Origin of the sequence: Campylobacter lari subsp. lari (genome assembly GCF_013372185.1) — a bacterium.
Classification (GTDB): Bacteria; Campylobacterota; Campylobacteria; order Campylobacterales; family Campylobacteraceae; genus Campylobacter_D; species Campylobacter_D lari.
The window spans coordinates 112,244-130,702 of sequence record NZ_CP053830.1; the positions used below are offsets into that span (position 1 = coordinate 112,244).

General features: G+C 30.0%; 18 protein-coding genes, 2 tRNA genes and 2 pseudogenes. 7 read left to right on the forward strand and 15 right to left on the reverse strand.

Annotated elements, in window-relative coordinates:
- Positions 1-21 precede the first annotated feature (21 nt).
- Positions 22-774 (reverse strand): SIMPL domain-containing protein, encoded by a 753-nt coding sequence (locus CLLT_RS00660; RefSeq protein WP_074692162.1) that lies wholly within the window; start codon positions 772-774, stop codon positions 22-24.
- A gap of 74 nt (positions 775-848) precedes the next feature.
- On the opposite strand from CLLT_RS00660, the gene mutY reads away from it, so the two are divergent.
- Together mutY and CLLT_RS00670 are read left to right on the forward strand one after the other, a co-directional pair.
- Positions 849-1,892 (forward strand): A/G-specific adenine glycosylase, encoded by a 1,044-nt coding sequence (gene mutY / locus CLLT_RS00665; protein WP_234944979.1) that lies wholly within the window; start codon positions 849-851, stop codon positions 1,890-1,892.
- On the forward strand, positions 1,882-2,739 hold the full coding sequence (locus CLLT_RS00670) for a radical SAM/SPASM domain-containing protein (protein ID WP_074692157.1): 858 nt from the start codon (positions 1,882-1,884) through the stop codon (positions 2,737-2,739). The genes mutY and CLLT_RS00670 overlap by 11 nt, the downstream gene beginning before the upstream one ends.
- On the opposite strand, the gene CLLT_RS00675 is transcribed toward CLLT_RS00670, so the two are convergent.
- The gene (locus tag CLLT_RS00675; protein WP_074692154.1) at positions 2,723-3,592 is read right to left on the reverse strand and encodes a hypothetical protein; all 870 of its coding nucleotides are present in this window, start codon (positions 3,590-3,592) and stop codon (positions 2,723-2,725) included. The genes CLLT_RS00670 and CLLT_RS00675 overlap by 17 nt on opposite strands.
- 164 nt (positions 3,593-3,756) lie before the next feature.
- On the opposite strand from CLLT_RS00675, the gene CLLT_RS00680 reads away from it, so the two are divergent.
- Positions 3,757-3,844: transfer RNA gene (locus CLLT_RS00680), tRNA-Ser, on the forward strand.
- Here CLLT_RS00680 and CLLT_RS00685 read toward each other — a convergent pair.
- The gene (locus tag CLLT_RS00685; RefSeq protein ID WP_070255608.1) at positions 3,845-4,495 is read right to left on the reverse strand and encodes a putative metalloprotease CJM1_0395 family protein; all 651 of its coding nucleotides are present in this window, start codon (positions 4,493-4,495) and stop codon (positions 3,845-3,847) included.
- A 116-nt stretch (positions 4,496-4,611) separates the two neighbouring features.
- Here CLLT_RS00685 and CLLT_RS00690 point away from each other — a divergent pair.
- Positions 4,612-4,688: transfer RNA gene (locus CLLT_RS00690), tRNA-Met, on the forward strand.
- On the opposite strand, the gene CLLT_RS00695 is transcribed toward CLLT_RS00690, so the two are convergent.
- The 11 genes and pseudogenes from CLLT_RS00695 to moaC all read right to left on the reverse strand — a co-directional run bounded on the left by CLLT_RS00695 (position 4,689) and on the right by moaC (position 15,952).
- Positions 4,689-5,330, reverse strand: a complete 642-nt coding sequence (locus CLLT_RS00695; RefSeq protein WP_012660886.1) for a potassium channel family protein — start codon at positions 5,328-5,330, stop codon at positions 4,689-4,691.
- On the reverse strand, positions 5,327-6,670 hold the full coding sequence (locus CLLT_RS00700) for a TrkH family potassium uptake protein (RefSeq protein WP_012660887.1): 1,344 nt from the start codon (positions 6,668-6,670) through the stop codon (positions 5,327-5,329). The genes CLLT_RS00695 and CLLT_RS00700 overlap by 4 nt, the downstream gene beginning before the upstream one ends.
- A gap of 88 nt (positions 6,671-6,758) precedes the next feature.
- Positions 6,759-8,093 carry an anaerobic C4-dicarboxylate transporter gene (locus CLLT_RS00705; RefSeq protein ID WP_012660888.1) on the reverse strand — a complete coding sequence of 445 codons (1,335 nt, stop codon included), beginning with the start codon at positions 8,091-8,093 and terminating at the stop codon, positions 6,759-6,761.
- Positions 8,094-8,112: 19 nt separating this feature from the next.
- A complete protein-coding gene (locus tag CLLT_RS00710; protein WP_012660889.1) occupies positions 8,113-9,525 on the reverse strand; it encodes an aspartate ammonia-lyase in 1,413 nt (470 codons plus the stop codon).
- A gap of 390 nt (positions 9,526-9,915) precedes the next feature.
- Positions 9,916-11,271, reverse strand: coding sequence for a methyl-accepting chemotaxis protein (locus CLLT_RS00715; RefSeq protein ID WP_393920786.1), 1,356 nt, complete (start codon positions 11,269-11,271; stop codon positions 9,916-9,918).
- Between the two features lie 108 nt (positions 11,272-11,379).
- Positions 11,380-11,892 (reverse strand): annotated as a pseudogene (locus CLLT_RS08025) (PDC sensor domain-containing protein); the annotation flags it as partial.
- A gap of 174 nt (positions 11,893-12,066) precedes the next feature.
- Positions 12,067-13,194 carry a methyl-accepting chemotaxis protein gene (locus CLLT_RS08030; protein ID WP_153801302.1) on the reverse strand — a complete coding sequence of 376 codons (1,128 nt, stop codon included), beginning with the start codon at positions 13,192-13,194 and terminating at the stop codon, positions 12,067-12,069.
- A gap of 30 nt (positions 13,195-13,224) precedes the next feature.
- Positions 13,225-14,040: pseudogene (locus tag CLLT_RS08035) on the reverse strand (cache domain-containing protein); the annotation flags it as partial.
- A 63-nt stretch (positions 14,041-14,103) separates the two neighbouring features.
- Entirely contained in the window at positions 14,104-15,225 is a 1,122-nt protein-coding gene (locus CLLT_RS00725; RefSeq protein ID WP_012660891.1) for a hypothetical protein, read from the reverse strand.
- A 12-nt stretch (positions 15,226-15,237) separates the two neighbouring features.
- Complete coding sequence (locus CLLT_RS00730) at positions 15,238-15,501, reverse strand: HP0495 family protein (RefSeq protein ID WP_012660892.1); 264 nt, start codon at positions 15,499-15,501, stop codon at positions 15,238-15,240.
- Positions 15,479-15,952, reverse strand: coding sequence for a cyclic pyranopterin monophosphate synthase MoaC (gene moaC / locus CLLT_RS00735; RefSeq protein WP_012660893.1), 474 nt, complete (start codon positions 15,950-15,952; stop codon positions 15,479-15,481). Before moaC ends, CLLT_RS00730 begins: the two co-directional genes overlap by 23 nt.
- An 87-nt stretch (positions 15,953-16,039) precedes the next feature.
- Between moaC and CLLT_RS00740 the strand changes: the two genes are divergently transcribed.
- Together CLLT_RS00740 and CLLT_RS00745 are read left to right on the forward strand one after the other, a co-directional pair.
- Positions 16,040-16,201, forward strand: coding sequence for a highly acidic protein (locus CLLT_RS00740; RefSeq protein WP_012660894.1), 162 nt, complete (start codon positions 16,040-16,042; stop codon positions 16,199-16,201).
- Positions 16,202-16,203: 2 nt separating this feature from the next.
- Positions 16,204-17,514, forward strand: coding sequence for an MFS transporter (locus CLLT_RS00745; protein ID WP_074693045.1), 1,311 nt, complete (start codon positions 16,204-16,206; stop codon positions 17,512-17,514).
- Here CLLT_RS00745 and cheQ read toward each other — a convergent pair.
- Entirely contained in the window at positions 17,483-17,959 is a 477-nt protein-coding gene (gene cheQ, locus CLLT_RS00750; RefSeq protein WP_074693047.1) for a cheVAW transcriptional regulator CheQ, read from the reverse strand. The genes CLLT_RS00745 and cheQ overlap by 32 nt on opposite strands.
- Before the next feature lie 108 nt (positions 17,960-18,067).
- Between cheQ and CLLT_RS00755 the strand changes: the two genes are divergently transcribed.
- A complete protein-coding gene (locus CLLT_RS00755; protein ID WP_074693048.1) occupies positions 18,068-18,451 on the forward strand; it encodes a group III truncated hemoglobin in 384 nt (127 codons plus the stop codon).
- The last annotated feature ends 8 nt before the right edge of the window (positions 18,452-18,459 follow it).

Sequence of the window (18,459 nt, forward strand, 5' to 3'; positions counted from 1 at the left end):
AAAATAAAGCCAAAATGAAATTTATTGACAAATAAAAAGTACATTGGCTTTTAAGTTTTGTTTTTCACTTTTAATAATAGGCAATACAACACTATCTGCACTAGCTGCTAAACTTGGGGAGTTGTATTTAATATTGCAACTATCAAAATGAATATTTTTTATCATGCAAGTTTTTGCTAGAGTTTTAGAATAATATTGAGCCTTTTCAAAAGCTTTTTTAAATGCAAGATCATATAAATCTTCTTTGTTTTCTTCTAAAATAACTTCATCAAAACCAGCTTGTAAGGCTTTGGTGTTAAAAGAAATTAAGGCATTGGTAGTACTAATGCTTTCTATATCTTTTATAAGATTTTCATAGTCTTTGTTTTTGTTTTGTGGTATTTGACAAGTAAAGTTAGAATGTAATCTATATCCATTAAGTGTTTTTACTCCTTGGTAATAATTATAACTTGGCTCTAAAGTATAACTTCCACCTTTGCAATAATTTTCTTTAGCAATACGATCTGAGATTTCTTTGAAAGTTTTAGCAATATGATTTTTTTCTTCACTAGAAACAATGGTTTTTTTACTAAGTTCCTCGCTGGCACTAAAATTTAAAGTAGCATTAAAAATATTCGGCATGATTTCATTGGACACTTCTATACTTCTTGAAAATTCTATATTTTGATTATTATGGTTTTTTAAGCCTAAAAATTCAGTGTTAAAAACCACTCCTAATACAAATAATACCAAACAAAGTAGCCCTAAGCCTAAGCCTTTTAAAAAACTTTTCATTTTTGCTCCTTTTTAAAAAATATTTTTTATTTTAACATAAAGCTTTTAGGAATTGATTGTATAATTTTTAAAAAATAAAGAAAGTCTTAATGCAAAAAATTCATAAAAGTATTTTAAAGTGGTATGAACAAAATGGCAGGAAAAGCCTTCCTTGGCGTATTTTACATGAAGAGTATAGAAAATATGGTAGCGAGGATGATTTAAAAAAGCTAAAAAATATTGACATTGCTTATGCAGTTTATGTTAGTGAGATTATGCTTCAGCAAACTCAAGTAAAAAGTGTTTTGCAAAATTATTATTTTCAGTTTTTAGCTCAATTTCCTTCTTTAAAAGCACTTTCTATGGCAAGTGAAGATGAGGTTTTAAAAGCTTGGCAAGGACTTGGGTATTATACTAGAGCTAGAAATATACACAAATGTGCAAAAATTTGCGTGCAAGAATTTGATGCAAGATTACCACTTGAGATTAAAGAGCTTCAAAAACTTCCTGGCATTGGAGAATATACCGCTGGAGCTATAGCATGTTTTGGTTTTTTGCAAGCTAAGTCTTTTGTGGATGCAAATATTAAAAGAGTTTTGAGTAGATTTTATGGCTTGCAAAATCCAAACTCTAAAATTTTAGTGCAAAAAGCAAAAGAATTTTTAAACTATGATAATGCATTTGAGCATAATCAAGCTTTGCTAGATATAGGAGCTTTGGTTTGTTTGCCCAAAAATGCAAAATGTGAAATTTGTCCTTTAAAGTGTTTTTGTGCTGGAAAAGATGAATATGAAAAATTTCATGTATCTAAAAAAACTCAATATAAAAACATTGTTTTAAAAATACTTATAGTGCAAAAAAATGAGCAATTCTTACTTGTTAAAAGCAAGGAAAAATTGTATTTTAATATGTATAATTTTTTAGAATATAAAAATCAAAAAAAAGCAAAATTTATAGGAGAATTTAAACATTCTTATACCAAATACAAAATCAATGCTAAGGTGTATTTTTTAAAAGATGATGATTTTGATGATTTAAAAGCAAAAGCATTTTCTTATAAAGACTTAGAATATCTTGCTCTTTCAAAATTTGCCCTAAAAACACTTGAACTTTTTAAAAAGAGTGATTGTGCATTTTGAGAAAATTTATATAGAATTAAGTGATATTTGTGGATTAAAATGTGATTTTTGTCCTAGCCAAAAAGCCCAAAGAAAACAAATGAGCCTTGAAAACTTTGAAAAAATTTGCAAAAGCGTGCATAATCATGCCAAGCTTTTTACTTTTCATGTGCTTGGAGATCCTTTAAGAGTTTTAAATTTAAAAGAGTATCTAGAAATAGCTTTAAAATATGATATGCAAATAGAGCTTACTACAAGTGGATTTTATTTTGATAATGAGAAGATAAAACTCATTTTAGACTCTAAAAACATACGACAAATCAATATTTCCTTAGCTGCTTTTTTATCTCAAAACAAAATGAGTTTGAAAGAATATTTTGAACCTATTTTAAAGCTTATTATTTTACACTTAGAAAATAAAAATAATTCTTTTATTAATCTAAGACTTTGGAATTTGGATAAAAATTTCAACCCACCTTTAGAAAATGATAAAATTTATGATTTTTTAGAGCAAAATTTTAAAGTAAAAATTCAAAAGAAAAAAACAAAAAATCGCTTAGAAAGACATATTATCTTACACCAAGCTAGATTTTTTAAATGGCCTTCTTTAAAAGATGAGGTTGTTAGAGAGAATGGATATTGTCATGCTTTAAATGGGCAAATTGCTATTTTGAGCGATGGGACTTTAGTGCCTTGTTGTTTGGATACTAAAGGAGATATAAAACTTGGAAATTGTTTTGAAAGAGATTTTAATGAGCTTTTAAATTCGTCTTTATATGTAGAATTAAAAGAAGGCTTTAAGCAAGGAATTTTAAAAGCCAAGCTTTGTAAAAGGTGTGAGTTTTTAGAGGCTAAAAACCTAAACTAATTTCATCTTCATCGTTAATTTGATAATTTACATCTAAATCTTGCTTCACTTCTTTTTGATCGTCTTTGGAATGTTTAAAAATATCTTCTGCGATTTTTGTGGCAATACCTCTAAGAGCTTTTTGTCTACTTGAACTGCTTGTAGAGCTCATTTTAAACTCTAAAGTATTAGAAGATTTACTTTCGCTTGTAGCAAATTCTATTAAGCGATAATCAATGATAATATCATAAGATTGAGTGTTGTTTTCATTTTGTATTTGTTTTATTTTTGGGTTTAAAATGAGCAAAAAATCAGCTTCTAAAGTCTTATAAAGCTTTATAAGTTCTTCATCGCTTGAATTTTTGGAAAGTAATAATTTTTCCTGATTATAAAGATCAAGACTTGTTTTATCTAAGATTTTAAATTTTTTATTCTGAAGTAAAACGCTCAAAAATTCTTGTTCAAATTTAGCTGAAAGTCCGGTTTTGATTTTATTGACAATAATTAGAGAGTTTTTGTTTTCAAGACTTTTGTCACCATAGAGTTTTTTATAGATTAAAACTTTTGCGTGAAATTCACTTTGATTTGTTTGAGTTAGAGATTTTATGTCATAGCTATTAAAAACCCCATTGCTCACAAAATCAATTTCTTCATTATAACCTATATTAAAATTTCCATTAAAATTAAGTTCAAATTTTTTCAATTTGACTTGTTTTAAATCTTCTGTTTTTTCCAAAGCATCATTAATAGCATTTTTAATCGCTTCGCTTCTTGTATTTCCAAAGCCCTCCCCAAGGCTTTCTTTGTTTAAAGCAGCCTGTGCTTGATAAACACAAATAAGACTTAAAAAAAGTATAAGTAGTTTTTTTATCATAACTATTCTCTTTTTGTTTTTGAATAATAAAATAAATATTTTATTTTAACACTATAAGTTTAATCATATCTTGACTGTAAATTTTATACTTAAGGTTAAATACCCAGAAAGTCTATGAAATTTTTATTATAAATTTAAAAAAATAAGTTATAATTTTTAATTTTAGAGAGGTGTCCGAGTGGTCGAAGGAGCACGCCTGGAACGCGTGTGTGGGGCAACTCACCGAGGGTTCGAATCCCTTTCTCTCTGCCACTATGCGCTTTTGTTATACTGACTTCCAATATAGTCTTGTGATGCATTTTGTGTGTATGATTTTATAGCTTTGGAATTTGAATTTGTCTTTTTCTCATTCTCATTTTCGTTTTTTTCATTTTGTGCTTTTAGCTCTTCTGCCTTTATTTTAGCTTGTTCGGCGCGCGCGTCATTTTGCATTTGCATAGCATTAGCTGCTACTTTGTAATCTTGCGGACTAGGATCAGCTGGTGCCATAGCAGCGGCAATCACCTGCATAGCATTAGCTATAGTTTCTTCGGGAGTATTGCCTTTTTGCATTCTTATAGGCACTTCGCCCTCAACAGCATACATTCTATTATCAGGGCCTCTTGTATATCCAAAGCTCGCAGCACCGGCTAAAGCTCCACCAGCTGCTTGATGAGCTGCTTCGTGCGCTCTTACTTCTCTATCAATTTTTTCAAGTTCTCTTACTTGTCTAACTTCACTCTCACTTAGATCTTTACCATTTACTTTTTGAGTTTTTTCTTCTTTTTCTTGATCGTTTTTATCTTCTTTTGTTTGCTGTGGATTTTCTTTTTCAGTAATATTTTCTTTGGTTTCTTCTTTGTCTTTGTTTTGATAAGGATTTTGTGTATAAAAAGCATTGCTATAACTTGAGCTTATTTGCATAAAAATCCTTTCAAATATAATTTTATATTTTTATCACAAAAAAGTTGAAAAATTTATAAAATAAATGTTTTATAAAATGTTAAGCAAAATAAAGTATAATTTTAACTTCTTTTTATGTCAGGGTAGCTCAGCTGGCTAGAGCGCTGGTCTCATAAGCCGGAGGTCGGGAGTTCAAGTCTCCCCCTTGACACCATCAATACTCATACCGATTCAATTCCTCTTGAGTACCAAGTAACATTAGTATATCATTTAAGTAAGCAGTGGTTTCTAAATTTGGCATAATGCTCCAAGTATCATGCTGTTTATGTGCAATGACTTTTAAGTTTTGACTAATAGATTGCAAAGTTTTTCCTGCTAAATTTTCATCTATTAAAAGTTTTGCTACTTTGATGGTATTAGCTGAAAGATCTATGATTTCAAAATTTGGATTAGTGATAAGAATTTTAGCCAAACGCTTTGCGGATTCTTTTTCAGGGTAGATAACTTTATTAACCCCGAGTTTTGAAAGAATTTGCCCATGTGTAGAAGAATTTGCTTTGGCAATGATATTTTTTACGCCAATTTCTTTTAAAGCCATAAAAGTAAGTATGCTTGATTCTAAATTTTCACCTATACTAAGTATAACAACATCTGCATTTGCATAACCTGCTTCTTTTAAGGCTATGGTATGAGTAGAATCTAAAATATAAGCAAAGTCCGCATGATCTTGTAATTCCTTAACCGCTTCTTCATTAATGTCTGAAACAATAACTCTTTTACCTTGATCAATAAGCTCTTTTGCTAAAACCGAGCCAAATCTTCCAAGTCCTATAATACCATAAGTTTCTTTTTTCATAATATTATCTTTCCTTTTGGATAATTTAAATATTTTTCTTTTTCTTTAAAAAATATACTAAATAAAAATGCAAGCACTCCCACTCTACCGCTAAGCATTAACAATATAATAAGTAATTTGCTTTCGGAATTAAAAAGTGCGCTAAACGATAAAGTCCCACCATCTCCTACTGAAACCCCTACTGTAGCAAATGCTGAACTTGTTTCAAAAAGCAAGGGTAAAAAACTTTTATCATCTTCGATTAAGGATAAAATTAATACACAAGTGATGATATACACAATAGAACTTACTGCTATAATGAAAGCTTTGTTGATAGTTTCTGTAGGAATTTCAAAGTTGAAAATTCTTGCATTGCTATCTTTGATACTCCAATAAGCATAGATTAATAATACAGCAACCGTAGTGACTTTAATACCTCCCGCAGTTCCACCAGGTGCACCACCTACAATCATAAACAAAGATCCAAAAAACAAGCTTGCATCTTTAAAAGTGCTAAGATCAAGAGTGTTAAACCCTGCTGTTCGATAATTTACTGCTGTAAAATATGCACTCATAATTTTATCAAAGAGAGAAAATTCTCCTATGCTTTTTGGGTTATGATATTCAAATAAAAACACAATCAAACTCGCAAAAATGATTAGTATAATAGTAGAAATTAAAACAAGCTTTGTGTGCAGACTCAAACTAGCAAAGCGCTTTTTGGAAAAAAAATATAATTCTAACAATACAAAATATCCCAAACCTCCAACGATAATCAAAGAGGTGATGATAAAGTTAATCCAAAAATCATCTCTATAGGGCATCATTCCGCTTTCAAATATACTAAATCCTGCATTATTAAAAGCAGAAATAGAGTGAAAAACACTAGCCCATAGAGCTTCAGTTAAATTCATGTCTAGTTTAAATCTTAAAAATAATAAAATAGCTCCTGTAAATTCAATGGCAAATACAAAAAATAAAACCTTTTTTAAAAATCCTACAAGGCCATCAGATTCAGGATAAATTAAAGATTCTCTTAAAAGATTTTTTTCTCCAAAGCTCATTTTTTTACGCACTAAAATATATAAAGCCATAGCTATGCTCATGTATCCCAAGCCACCTATTTGAATAAGCAATAAAATAACAAGTTGACCATAAAAACTAAAATCTAGCGAGGTATTTAACACAATAAGACCTGTCATGCTTACAGCTGAGGCGCTAGTAAAAAATGCATCTAAAAAAGATATAGGCTTGGTATGCATAATAGGAAGCATTAGAATAAAGGTGCCAAAAAGTGCAACTAGAATGTAGCCTATGAATAAAATTCTTATATTTTTTCTATCTAAGGATAATTTTGCCATATTAATTCTTTGAAATAAAAAATTTTACTTAAAATTGGTTAATAAATAAAAAGAGAACTTTCCACCTTAAAAGTGGAAAGTAAAAGTATTAAAGCATTCCTACCGCTAAAAAGCCTAAAGCAACAGCTATAGCTATAGCTAACACACCAGGGATAAAGAATGCGTGGTTAAATATGAATTTTCCAATTCTTGTTGTGCCTGTATCATCCATTTGAACTGCACCTAATAAAGTAGGGTAGGTTGGAAGAACGAAAAGCGCTGAAACGGCAGCAAAACAAGCAACTAACATATAAGAATCGCTTGGGTTTGTAGCTGAAATTCCTAATGCAGCAATGATAACTGGAACAATAGCTTTTGCAGTAGCTGCTTGAGAGTATAAAAGCATACTGGCAAAGAAGAATGCAACTGCAAGCATAGCTGGAGTTTGTTTAACCCATTCACCTGCAACTTCTTTAATACCTGCTTCATGACCTGCAACGAAAGTATTTCCAAGCCAAGCAACACCAAATACGCACACACAAGCAGTCATGCCTGATTTAAATACACTTGTATTTAGAATTTTTGCAGGCTCAACTTTACATAAGAATGTAATTAAAGTTGCAGCAGTTAATAAGAAACTCATAATTGCAGCATCTCTTGGGATAACTACTGGATCAATCCATTTAATATTATTTGAAATCGCTGTAGCATAAAGAACAACACATAAAACCGTGATTAAAAAGATTGCAACTGAAAGTTTTGCACCTGGTTTGTCTTCACTTTGTAAAACATCAGAAGCACTTTTTACAAGTCCAGCTTTTAAGCGTTCTTGATATACAGGATCTTTGCTTAAATCCATAGGAGTGATTAAACTTACTATGAAAGCTGTAGCCATACAAGCAATAAAAGTAGTAACTATCCAAATTCCAATTAATGCAGGATAGCTCCAACCAAGTGGTTCTAATACACCTGTCATATAAACAACAGCAGCACTAACTGGAGAAGCTGTAATACCAATTTGTGAGGCAACAACCATTAATGAAAGTGGAGCCGATGGTTTGATGTTTTGAGACTTTGCAACATCAATAACAACAGGCATTAATGAAAATACCGCATTACCAGTACCTGCTAAAATGGTAAGCAGCCAACCGCATGCTGGAGCAAGATAATTGATAAATTTTGGATGTTTGCGTAAAACTCTTTCGGTAATTTTAACCATATAATCTAAACCACCAGCTTGCTGCATAGCAGAAATCGCTGCAATTGCCGCAGCAATGATTAAGATAACATCCCATGGAATATTACCTGGCTTCATTCCTAAAACAAGACCTAAAACAACAACGCCCAAACCTCCAGCATAGCCTATCGCTATGCCACCAAGGCGGATACCTATGAATATTGCCCCAAGAAAGACAATAAGTTGTAAAATAATCATTAAATCCATAAGAACCTCCTTTAGCTAATTAAGCTTTTCTTTCTTTGGTCATGTGAGGATTTAACATTCTCTCAGGTGATAAAATTTCATCAATTTCTGCTTTTGATAAATATCCTCTTTCTAGACAAATATCACCAACAGCTTTGCCGGTTTCTAAAGCTTCTTTAGCAATACTTGCTGATTTTTCATATCCCAAAATAGGATTAAATGCTGTAACAATGCCTATTGAATTTAATACAGATTGTTTGCAAGCTTCTGGATTTGCTGTTAGATGTTTGATAGCTTTTTGAGCTAAAGTTTTCATGGCATTTTCAAGCAATACTATAGAGTTAAACAAACCATAAGCAATGCCTGGCTCAAAAGCATTGAGTTCAAATTCTCCTCTTTCAGAACAAAGCATGATGGTTACATCATTTCCTATAACTTCATAGCAAGCTTCACCTACAACTTCGCAAATTACAGGATTTACTTTACCTGGCATTATAGAACTACCTGGTTGCATTTTTGGTAGATTGATTTCACCTAAACCGCATCTTGGGCCTGAGTTCATTAATCTTAAATCGTTTGCAATCTTAGAAAGTCTTACTGCAGCAGTTTTTAAAGCTCCACTTACATGAACAAAATCAGCTGTATCTTGAGTAGCAGCGATAAAGTCTTCAGCTGGTTTAAAATCAACACCCGTAATCTCTTTTAATTTTTTCTCAACCACAAATTTGTAATCAGGGTGGCAGTTAATTCCTGTACCAATAGCTGTTGCACCAAGATTTAAATAACTCATTGACTCACGAGCTGCTGTGATTTTAGCAATATCACTTTTAATATAGCTAGCAAAAGCGTTAAAAGTATTTCCTAAAGTAGTAGGAACTGCATCTTCAAGCTCTGTTCTACCCATTTTAATGATATCTTTGTATTCTTTAGCTTTTGCTTCTAACTCAGCTTTTAGCTCTTCCATTGCTTTTAAAAGATCACTAAGTTTTGCATAAGCAGCAACTTTAATGGAGCTTGGATAAGTGTCATTTGTAGATTGACCTAGGTTTGTGTGATCATTTGGATGAAGATATTGGTATTCACCTTTTTTGTGCCCCATGCTCTCAAGTGCAATATTAGTGATAACTTCATTTGTATTCATATTTGTACTAGTACCAGCACCACCTTGGATCATATCAACAACGAACTGATCTAAAAATTCACCAGCAATCAATCTATCGCAAGCTTTAGCAATTGCATCAGCTTTGTCAGCATCAAGAACTCCAACTTCTTTGTTGGCAAGAGCAGCTGCTTTTTTAACTTGGGCAAAGGCTTTTACAAAATAAGGATAATCTTGTAATCTTCTACCACTCATATGAAAATTATCTAGTGCTCTGTAAGTTTGCACTCCATAATAAACATTATCAGGGATTTCTAACTCACCAATAAAGTCGTGTTCTTTCCTTGTTCCCATGATGTACTCCTTGTGGGTTTTATTTAAGTTTTGTTTATAAACTTAATGAGTATTATATAACAATTTTTTATAAAAGTTTCATAAATTTTTCTGAATTTATTAAAAATCAATAAAAATATATAAAATAAATTAAAATATTGATATTCATTTTATAAATATAGTACTTTTTTGGTAGGTATTTAATATTTGTAGTATTTATTATTACTTCTACAGTTTATTTTTAAAAACTTTATATTTATTTTTTATATAATTTTAAAATCATAAAAAGATAAAAGATTATTATTTTATAAATTAAGTTTAGGGAAATTAAATTTGAATTTTTACTAAGTCAATCAACAAGCCTTAGTTCGTTAACTGATCAACTAAACCCGTTAAGGGTTTGGTTGATTGTTAAAACCTCTTCTTCTTAGCATCCTCTAAGATATCATTGGCTATTTTATTTACATTTTCAGATATTGCAGCACTATCATTAGCTATTTTAAGATTTTCTTGTGTTACATGATCAATTTGAGCTACAGCATCATTGATTTGAGTAATACCTGTAGTTTGTTCTTTAATACTTTCACCCATTTCATTAATAGATTGAACTAAGATATTAGTATTAGCTTCTATCTCACCTAAAGACTTTTGAGTTCTCTCAGCTAAATTTCTAACTTCATCAGCAACAACAGCAAATCCTCTACCATGCTCTCCAGCTCTTGCAGCTTCTATAGCAGCATTTAATGCAAGTAGATTAATTTGATCAGCTATATCTCCTATTATAGAAGTAACATTTTTAATCTCTTCACTTTGAGCTATTACTTCACTTGTTTTATGAGATACATTTTGCATAGAAGAAGTAATCTCTTCTAAAGCAGCAGCTGTTTCTTCCAAAGAAGAAGCTTGGCTTGATGAAGAATCTGTTAATTCTCTAACAGCACTTTGTAATTTACCACTTTGTGTTGCAAGTAAATTAGCAAATTCAGAAGATTGTCTTAGCATAGCTACTATTTCTTGACCTAATACATTAGTAGTTATTTCAACCCCACCTTTAGCATTAGCAACTTCTGTTGTAAAGTCTAATGCTTTATAGCTATCAAATACACGGTTAATTTCATTCATATTAGAACCAACTTTTTCTTCTAATACACTAAGCATATCATTTAATACATTTTTTAATTCTATTAATTGAGGATTAGCAGGAATAGCTGTTATTCTTGCTGTTAAATTACCAGCTTCTATTTCTTTAGCTGTTTCAACTGATTGTTCTACTGCTTTAGCATCTTGTTCTAAAGCATTTTTAGTTTTAGTGATGTTTTCATTAATGGCTTTAGCTATTACTCCAAATTCATCATTTGTATTAACATTAATCATAGCTGAGTCTTTGGTTTTATGGTTGATAAAATCAAAGAATGAGTTAAGGCCTGTTTGGATAATAAAAATTGGATTAAGCAGATAAGATGCAAAAAATTTAATTAACACCAATACAATTATTAATGCAATAAATCCAACAATGAGCTGAGTTTTAAGTGCTAAATCGCTAGCTTTTGTATAAGTATCGTTTTCAACCATAGCACAAATATTAATATTTGGATTTGGTGTCTTATCACATAATACTGCCTGTGTGACACCTTTATCATCTTTTGCGTAAAATAAGGTGTCAATATTTTCAGGATCTAAAAGACTAGGATCTTCCGTGATAGCTTTTGCTATATTTTGTCCTAATACTGTTTTAGTTAATATCAATTTTGGATCTTGATGAAACATAGTAGTTCCATCTTGAGAGTATACTGCAACAAAAGAATTTTCTGTCTTGCCTACTTCTAAAGCATCTGCTGAATATTGTTCTAAGCTATATACACCTGCAACAACTCCTTTAAATTTTCCATTTATAATTAATGGAGCAGAATATGCTATACCTTCTATACCTGAAGTAACTGACTTGTAAGGATCACTAGTGTATAAACCCATATTTTTCTTTGCGCCTATATACCATGATCTACTTCTACCATCAAAGCCATTATTTAAAGTTTTTTTAACTCCCGTGCTATCATATGTAATACCATCTTCTGTGGCTAAAAATACTATTTCAAAACCAACATATTCTTGTGTTAGTTTTAATGCGTTAAAAATTTCTTGTTCATTATCTAGAATATGATTTTCGACTGCGAAATTAGCTAAATTTTGTATAGCCGATTGATTATCTGCTTCATAAGTATTAAAAATATAACCAACATCAAATAATACTTTATTGTGGTTTTCTCTTAAATATTCAAAGCTACTTTGCTTTGTTTGAAAATAAGCTATACTTCCAATTATAACAATAGTAGCAGCAAAGAGAATACCAACTAGTATATTTACCTTTGAAACTATACTATTAATTTTCATGGACAAATCCTTTTGTTTTTATTAAATGCCGTAATTATGTGTCAATACTTTAAATATAAAAACTAGCATAAATAAATAAAGTTCAATAATAAATAAATAAAAAGAGATAAAAAAAGTATTATTTATAGAAAGCGTAAGAATAACTAGCAAGCCTAATACTTGCTAGTTACTCAATTAAAACCTCTTCTTCTTAGCATCCTCTAAGATATCATTGGCTATTTTATTTACATTTTCAGATATTGCAGCACTATCATTAGCTATTTTAAGATTTTCTTGTGTTACATGATCAATTTGAGCTACAGCATCATTGATTTGAGTAATACCTGTAGTTTGTTCTTTAATACTTTCACCCATTTCATTAATAGATTGAACTAAGATATTAGTATTAGCTTCTATCTCACCTAAAGACTTTTGAGTTCTCTCAGCTAAATTTCTAACTTCATCAGCAACAACAGCAAAGCCACGTCCGTGTTCTCCAGCTCTTGCAGCTTCTATAGCAGCATTTAATGCAAGTAGATTAATTTGATCAGCTATATCTCCTATTATAGAAGTAACATTTTTAATTTCTTCACTTTGAGCTATTACTTCACTTGTTTTATGAGATACATTTTGCATAGAAGAAGTAATCTCTTCTAAAGCAGCAGCTGTTTCTTCCAAAGAAGAAGCTTGGCTTGATGAAGAATCTGTTAATTCTCTAACAGCACTTTGTAATTTACCACTTTGTGTTGCAAGTAAATTAGCAAATTCAGAAGATTGTCTTAGCATAGCTACTATTTCTTGACCTAATACATTAGTAGTTATTTCAACCCCACCTTTAGCATTAGCAACTTCTGTTGTAAAGTCTAATGCTTTATAGCTATCAAATACACGGTTAATTTCATTCATATTAGAACCAACTTTTTCTTCTAATACACTAAGCATATCATTTAATACATTTTTTAATTCTATTAATTGAGGATTAGCAGGAATAGCTGTTATTCTTGCTGTTAAATTACCAGCTTCTATTTCTTTAGCTGTTTCAACTGATTGTTCTACTGCTTTAGCATCTTGTTCTAAAGCATTTTTAGTTTTAGTGATGTTTTCATTGATAGCTTTTGCCATAGCACCTAGTTCATCATTTGTATTAACATTAATCATAGCTGAGTCTTTGGTTTTATGATTGATAAAATCAAAGAATGAGTTAAGGCCTGTTTGGATTTTTTCTAGTGGAGAAAGATAGCGTGAAACTATGAAATATAATACCGCTATACTTAAAACAATCATTATAATCACAACGATAGCTTGCGTTAGTGCAATTTGCATGATAGGTTTGTTGATTATTTCAGCGCTTTCTGTGCTACAAACACGATAATCATAGATATTTGCACAAATTCCAAGTCTTTCTTGACCCTTTAAGCCATATTCAAAAAATTTATAATCTCCATTTTGTTTATGGGCGTTGATTACAGGAGAGTGATCTACGGATGGATCTAAGAGCTGTTTGTTTTTAGCTACAAAAACTTTTTCGTTTTGATTAAACAAAAAGCTATTTCCTGGTTTATTTTCAAAGTCTTTTTGAAGATCAGCTATAGGTATATCAACACCGATTACACCTATAAATTTACCATCTTTTGAGATTGATTTTGTATAAGTAATTACATATTGGTTGGTTGCTTTATCGATGTATGGAAATGTGATAAATACTTTGTTTGTTTTTCTTGCTTCTATATACCATTCTCTTGTTCTTGTGTCATAATTTATGGCTTTACCATATATTACTACATTAGTGTTTTTATTATCGCTACTGTTATCGCTAACTATATTTTCCCCATTGTCTAAACCTATAAATGTTGCCAAAACTCCAGAGGCTTTTCTGTAAGATTTTAGCATTTGGCCAAGATTTTCTATAAGATCTTCTTGAGAATTTAATTTTTCATAAGGAAGTTCTAAAACACTTTCCTCTAGGTGATTAATTAATTTAATATTATTTTCTCTGAAAGTTTCTAAAGAAATTCTTGATACTTGTAAAATATCATTTTGTCTTTTTAGTTCATTTTCATAAAGAAAATTTTTCGTAAAGATAAAACTTATAATTCCTAAAACAATAAGTGACAAAGCTGCAAAAATATTTGCTAGCAAAGATAATTTAATTTTCAAACTAGAAAACATAATACACTCCTACGATTTTTCTTAAATTATAGTGAGTGTATATAAATTATTTATCAATAGTTTTTAATTGTTTATTAAATTCTTTGCCTTTTCCCATAGTCTCAGGCCGAGTTTTTTAGCATAGCTTGTATCTATATTTTTATACTTTTTACTAGTTATTTTTTCTAATTCTCCAAGCTCTTTGGCTAAAGAGTTTAACTTAGTTTGAGCTAGTCTAGTAAAGTCGTCGATTTTTGGATTTTGTTTAATTTCATTTATTTTAATGAAAATTTGTTCTCTATTTTCTTGTATCAGACGTTTAAATTTAGCAAATAAAGTGTCAAATTTATTTTCTAATAAATCTTTGAGTATGTCTTTTGCGGGATTGTCAAGTTCTGATGATATTTTTTTAAGCATTTGAATAAATTCTTGTTCTATATCTATAAGCTCTTTTTCTTTATTTTTTAAATCATATTCTAAAGCACTATATGCAAAGCTTGCTTTAAATTTTTCAATCGCTAAAGAAATTCCTTCTTGCGCTCCATAAATACTTCCAATACATAAATCATAAGCAAAGGCTTGTGATTCATTAGCAAGTTCAAAAGCTGTATTTAAAACTACTTGGGAGATTTTTAAAATTCTTTCTTTTTCAAAACTTCCTTCGCAAATTGCATTAAAGACTAAATTTTTAGCAATCTCACAAGAAGTAAGTTCTATATTTTCTCCTTTTTCTAAGGTTGTGATAAAAGCACTTTCGGCGGTTTCTTTTAAAAGACCTAGTATTTCTACATCATAAAGCATAGCATCATTAATGCTTATATTAAATTCATTTAAATTCAAATCTTTTAAGGTTTTTTCTAAGTCAAAAAAATTATCACAAATTTTATGCTTAATGGTGTTTTTTTGATCTTCGATTTTTACTTTTAATTTGCCATATTCATTAATATAGGTAAAAAATACTTTTTTATCCTCTTCTACTCTAGCTTTGATGATGCCTTGGATTATTCTAGAAATATTTTCTTCATTTATAAGTTCAAGTTTTTCTAATACCTTAGAAAAAATGGCAAAAAGCTCTTCATTGCTAGTATTTTCAAAACTAATTTTTTTATAACTTAGGCTAAAAACAAGCTCACTAATTAAGTTTGGAATTTCATTTTTTTCACAAGCTAAGAGAGAATTTTCAAAAATAATGGCTAAATTTTTCATAGTTTTTCCTTTTTATAGTACAAATTTGGCTTTATTTTTTAATTGATTAAAAATATTTAAACGATCACTTTTGCTGTCTACATAAACACTTAAAAGATAGCTTTTATATGTACCTTGTTTGCTAGTATTTGAGATTTTGTATTTAAATTCTCTTTCATTGAGTATTTGAGTAAAAACTTCTAAAGCATCAACATCAGCTTCAAAAACAACTTTGTAATCCCAAAAAGTAGGGTAATTTATAATAGGCTCTTTTTTAAGATCGCAGATATTTACCACTTTTACCTCCTTCTTTACTTTCTAAAACTATATCAGTAATTTGCATACTTTTATCAATAGCTTTGATCATATCATAAATAGTTAAAAGCCCAATGCTAACAGCGGTTAAGCTTTCCATTTCAACTCCGGTTTTTCCTTCACATTTTACGGTCACAAAAAGTTTAAAAGAACATTCTTCTTTGTTTTCTTCTATATGGGTTTGTACTTTTGAAATCATCAAAGGATGACACATTGGGATAAGATTTGAAGTTTGCTTAGCTCCCATGATAGCTGCTGTAATAGCAGTTTGCAATACAGGTCCTTTTTTTGCAGTGTTTGTTATTATAGCTTCAAATGCTTCTTTGCTCATGTATATTTTACCGCTTGCACAAGCTTCTCTTTGGGTGATATTTTTTTGACTTACATCTACCATTTTGGGATGATTTTTTTCATCTAAATGTGTTAAATTCATATTTTTCCTTAAGTAAAGTTTGAAAAATTATACCAAAATGTATATTTTTATATTAAAATACTACTAAAAAATTTTAAAGGATTTGCAATGGCTTATGATGATGAAGAATTTGAAAATTACGATGATGAAATGTATGATGAAACAGATGATGATACTTATGCAAATAATCAAAGATCGTATAATTATGATGATGATGATTATGAATACGATGATGATTATAATGATGATGATACTTATGAGATGGATTAAGAGTGAGTAAAAATCTTAGTAAAAAAGATATAAAAGTTTTAGGTCTTTCATCTTTAGGAGGGACTTTAGAATTTTATGATTTTATCATTTTTGTATTTTTTGCAAGTTATATTTCTAAAAATTTCTTTCCTGAAAATTTAAGCCCATTTTGGCAAATGTTTAATACTTATGGAATTTTTGCTGCAGGATATTTAGCTAGACCACTTGGTGGTATAGTTATGGCTCATTTTGGCGATAAATTTGGCCGCAAGAAAATGTTTATGCTTAGTATTTTACTGATGGTTGTGCCAACTTTTATGCTTGCTTTTATACCTGCTTATGAAAGTATAGGGTATTTATGTATAGTATTTTTGGTGTTTGTAAGAGTTTGTCAAGGCATAGCTATAGGCGGGGAATTGCCTGGTGCTTGGGTTTTTGTATTTGAGCATGCTCCAAAGGGTCAAAAACGCACTTATCTTGGAATTTTAACAGCTTCTGTGGTAGGTGGAATTTTACTTGGTAGTTTTGTGTTTTTGATGATGAATAAACTTTATACACAAGAAGAGCTTTATGAGTGGGCTTGGAGAATTCCATTTTTCTTGGGTGGAATTTTTGGGATCATTTCTGCTTATTTGCGTAAATTTTTAAGAGAAACTCCTGTTTTTGAGCAAATGAAAAAAGACAAAGCCTTAGAAAAATTTCCTTTAAAAGAAGTGTTTAAAAAGGCTAAGCTAGGCATAGTACTTTCTATGTTAATAACTTGGGTTTTAACTGCTTGTATTGTTGTGATGATTTTAATCATACCTTCTTTTATGGCAAAAATGTTAAGTATTGATGCAAGCGTTCAAGCTTATATGCAAATGCTTGGTATAATTGTGCTTGTAATTGGTTGTATATTAAGTGGAATTTTGGCTGATAAAATAGGCATAGTAAAAGCTTGTGTGATTTTTTCATTAGGATTTTTCTTAACTTGCTTGTTTTATTTTAATGCTCTTTATATTAAAATACCTGATTTTAATACAGTGAGTGTGTATTATTTAAGCGCTTGTTTTTTTGCTGGAGTGATGAATTTTTGTCCTTTAATGATGAGTGAAGTATTTGATGCTAAGATTAAATTTTCAGGACTTAGTTTTTCATACAATATAGCTTATGCATTAGCTGGTGGTTTTACCCCGCAACTTGCTTTATTTTTGCACACCATTGCTTTGGCAAATTTAGAAAATATTGCTCGTTTTTCTTTGGGATTTTATATGCTAGCTATGGCTATAATCTCGCTTTTTTCTGCTTTGATGTTTAAATATCTTAGTAATACCCAACGCACATACTCTCAGTGATTTTAATACGCTTTTCCAAAGGAGTAGGGCTAAAAAAATGGCATTTTTCGATGTAAATATTATAATTATAATCTAGCTTTAAAAGATCGTAAAATGCCTTTAAATTTACAAATTTAATCCCACATACTTCTTTTATATCTAAGATTTTATAAATTTGAGAATTATTTTTTTCTACTAAATGTGATGGAGCAAGCGTTGTAAAAGAACAAAATGCACTAGCTAATACATAGCCACTTAAATTTTCACATTCTTTTATGAGGTCTTGATATTTTGTTAAAATACTTTTTTTATGTAAAAAAATTACTCTTGTGCCTTGATAGCGCGCTGCTTGAGCATTTTTCCAAAATTTATAAGCATTTTTAGAGATATTTGCTAATTGATGTAATTGCACATTTAAGACATAATCATCTAAGAATTGATTAGGTGGTAAAATAGTATAAGTCATAGTTTTTCTTTAATTTTGTTTTTAAAATTATACTAAAAATTGACTTTTGTTTATATTTTTAATTTCTAAATTTAATACAATAAGTAAAAATTATTTTTAAGGAAAAGCATGAAATTTGAAACTATTAATCATGAAGGTATAAAAAAACTTATGGATGTTTTTTATGCAAAGGTTAGAGTGGACAAAGATTTAGGACCTATTTTTAATGAAAAAATCGGTACAGACGATGAGAGTTGGAAAAAACATAAAGAAAAAATAGCAAGCTTTTGGGCTGGGATGTTTTTAGCTGATCCAAGTTATAGTGGTTCACCTTTGAGAGCTCATCATGAATTACCTCCATTTCCAAGAGAATTTTTTGATATTTGGCTTAATTTATTTGATGAGAGTTTGCAAGAAGTTTTTGAAGACGAGCCAAGAAATATCATTATAGAAAGAGCTAGAATGATAGCTCAAAGATTTCAAATGATTATTTATGATCATAGATTTGCTTAAGAGTTTAA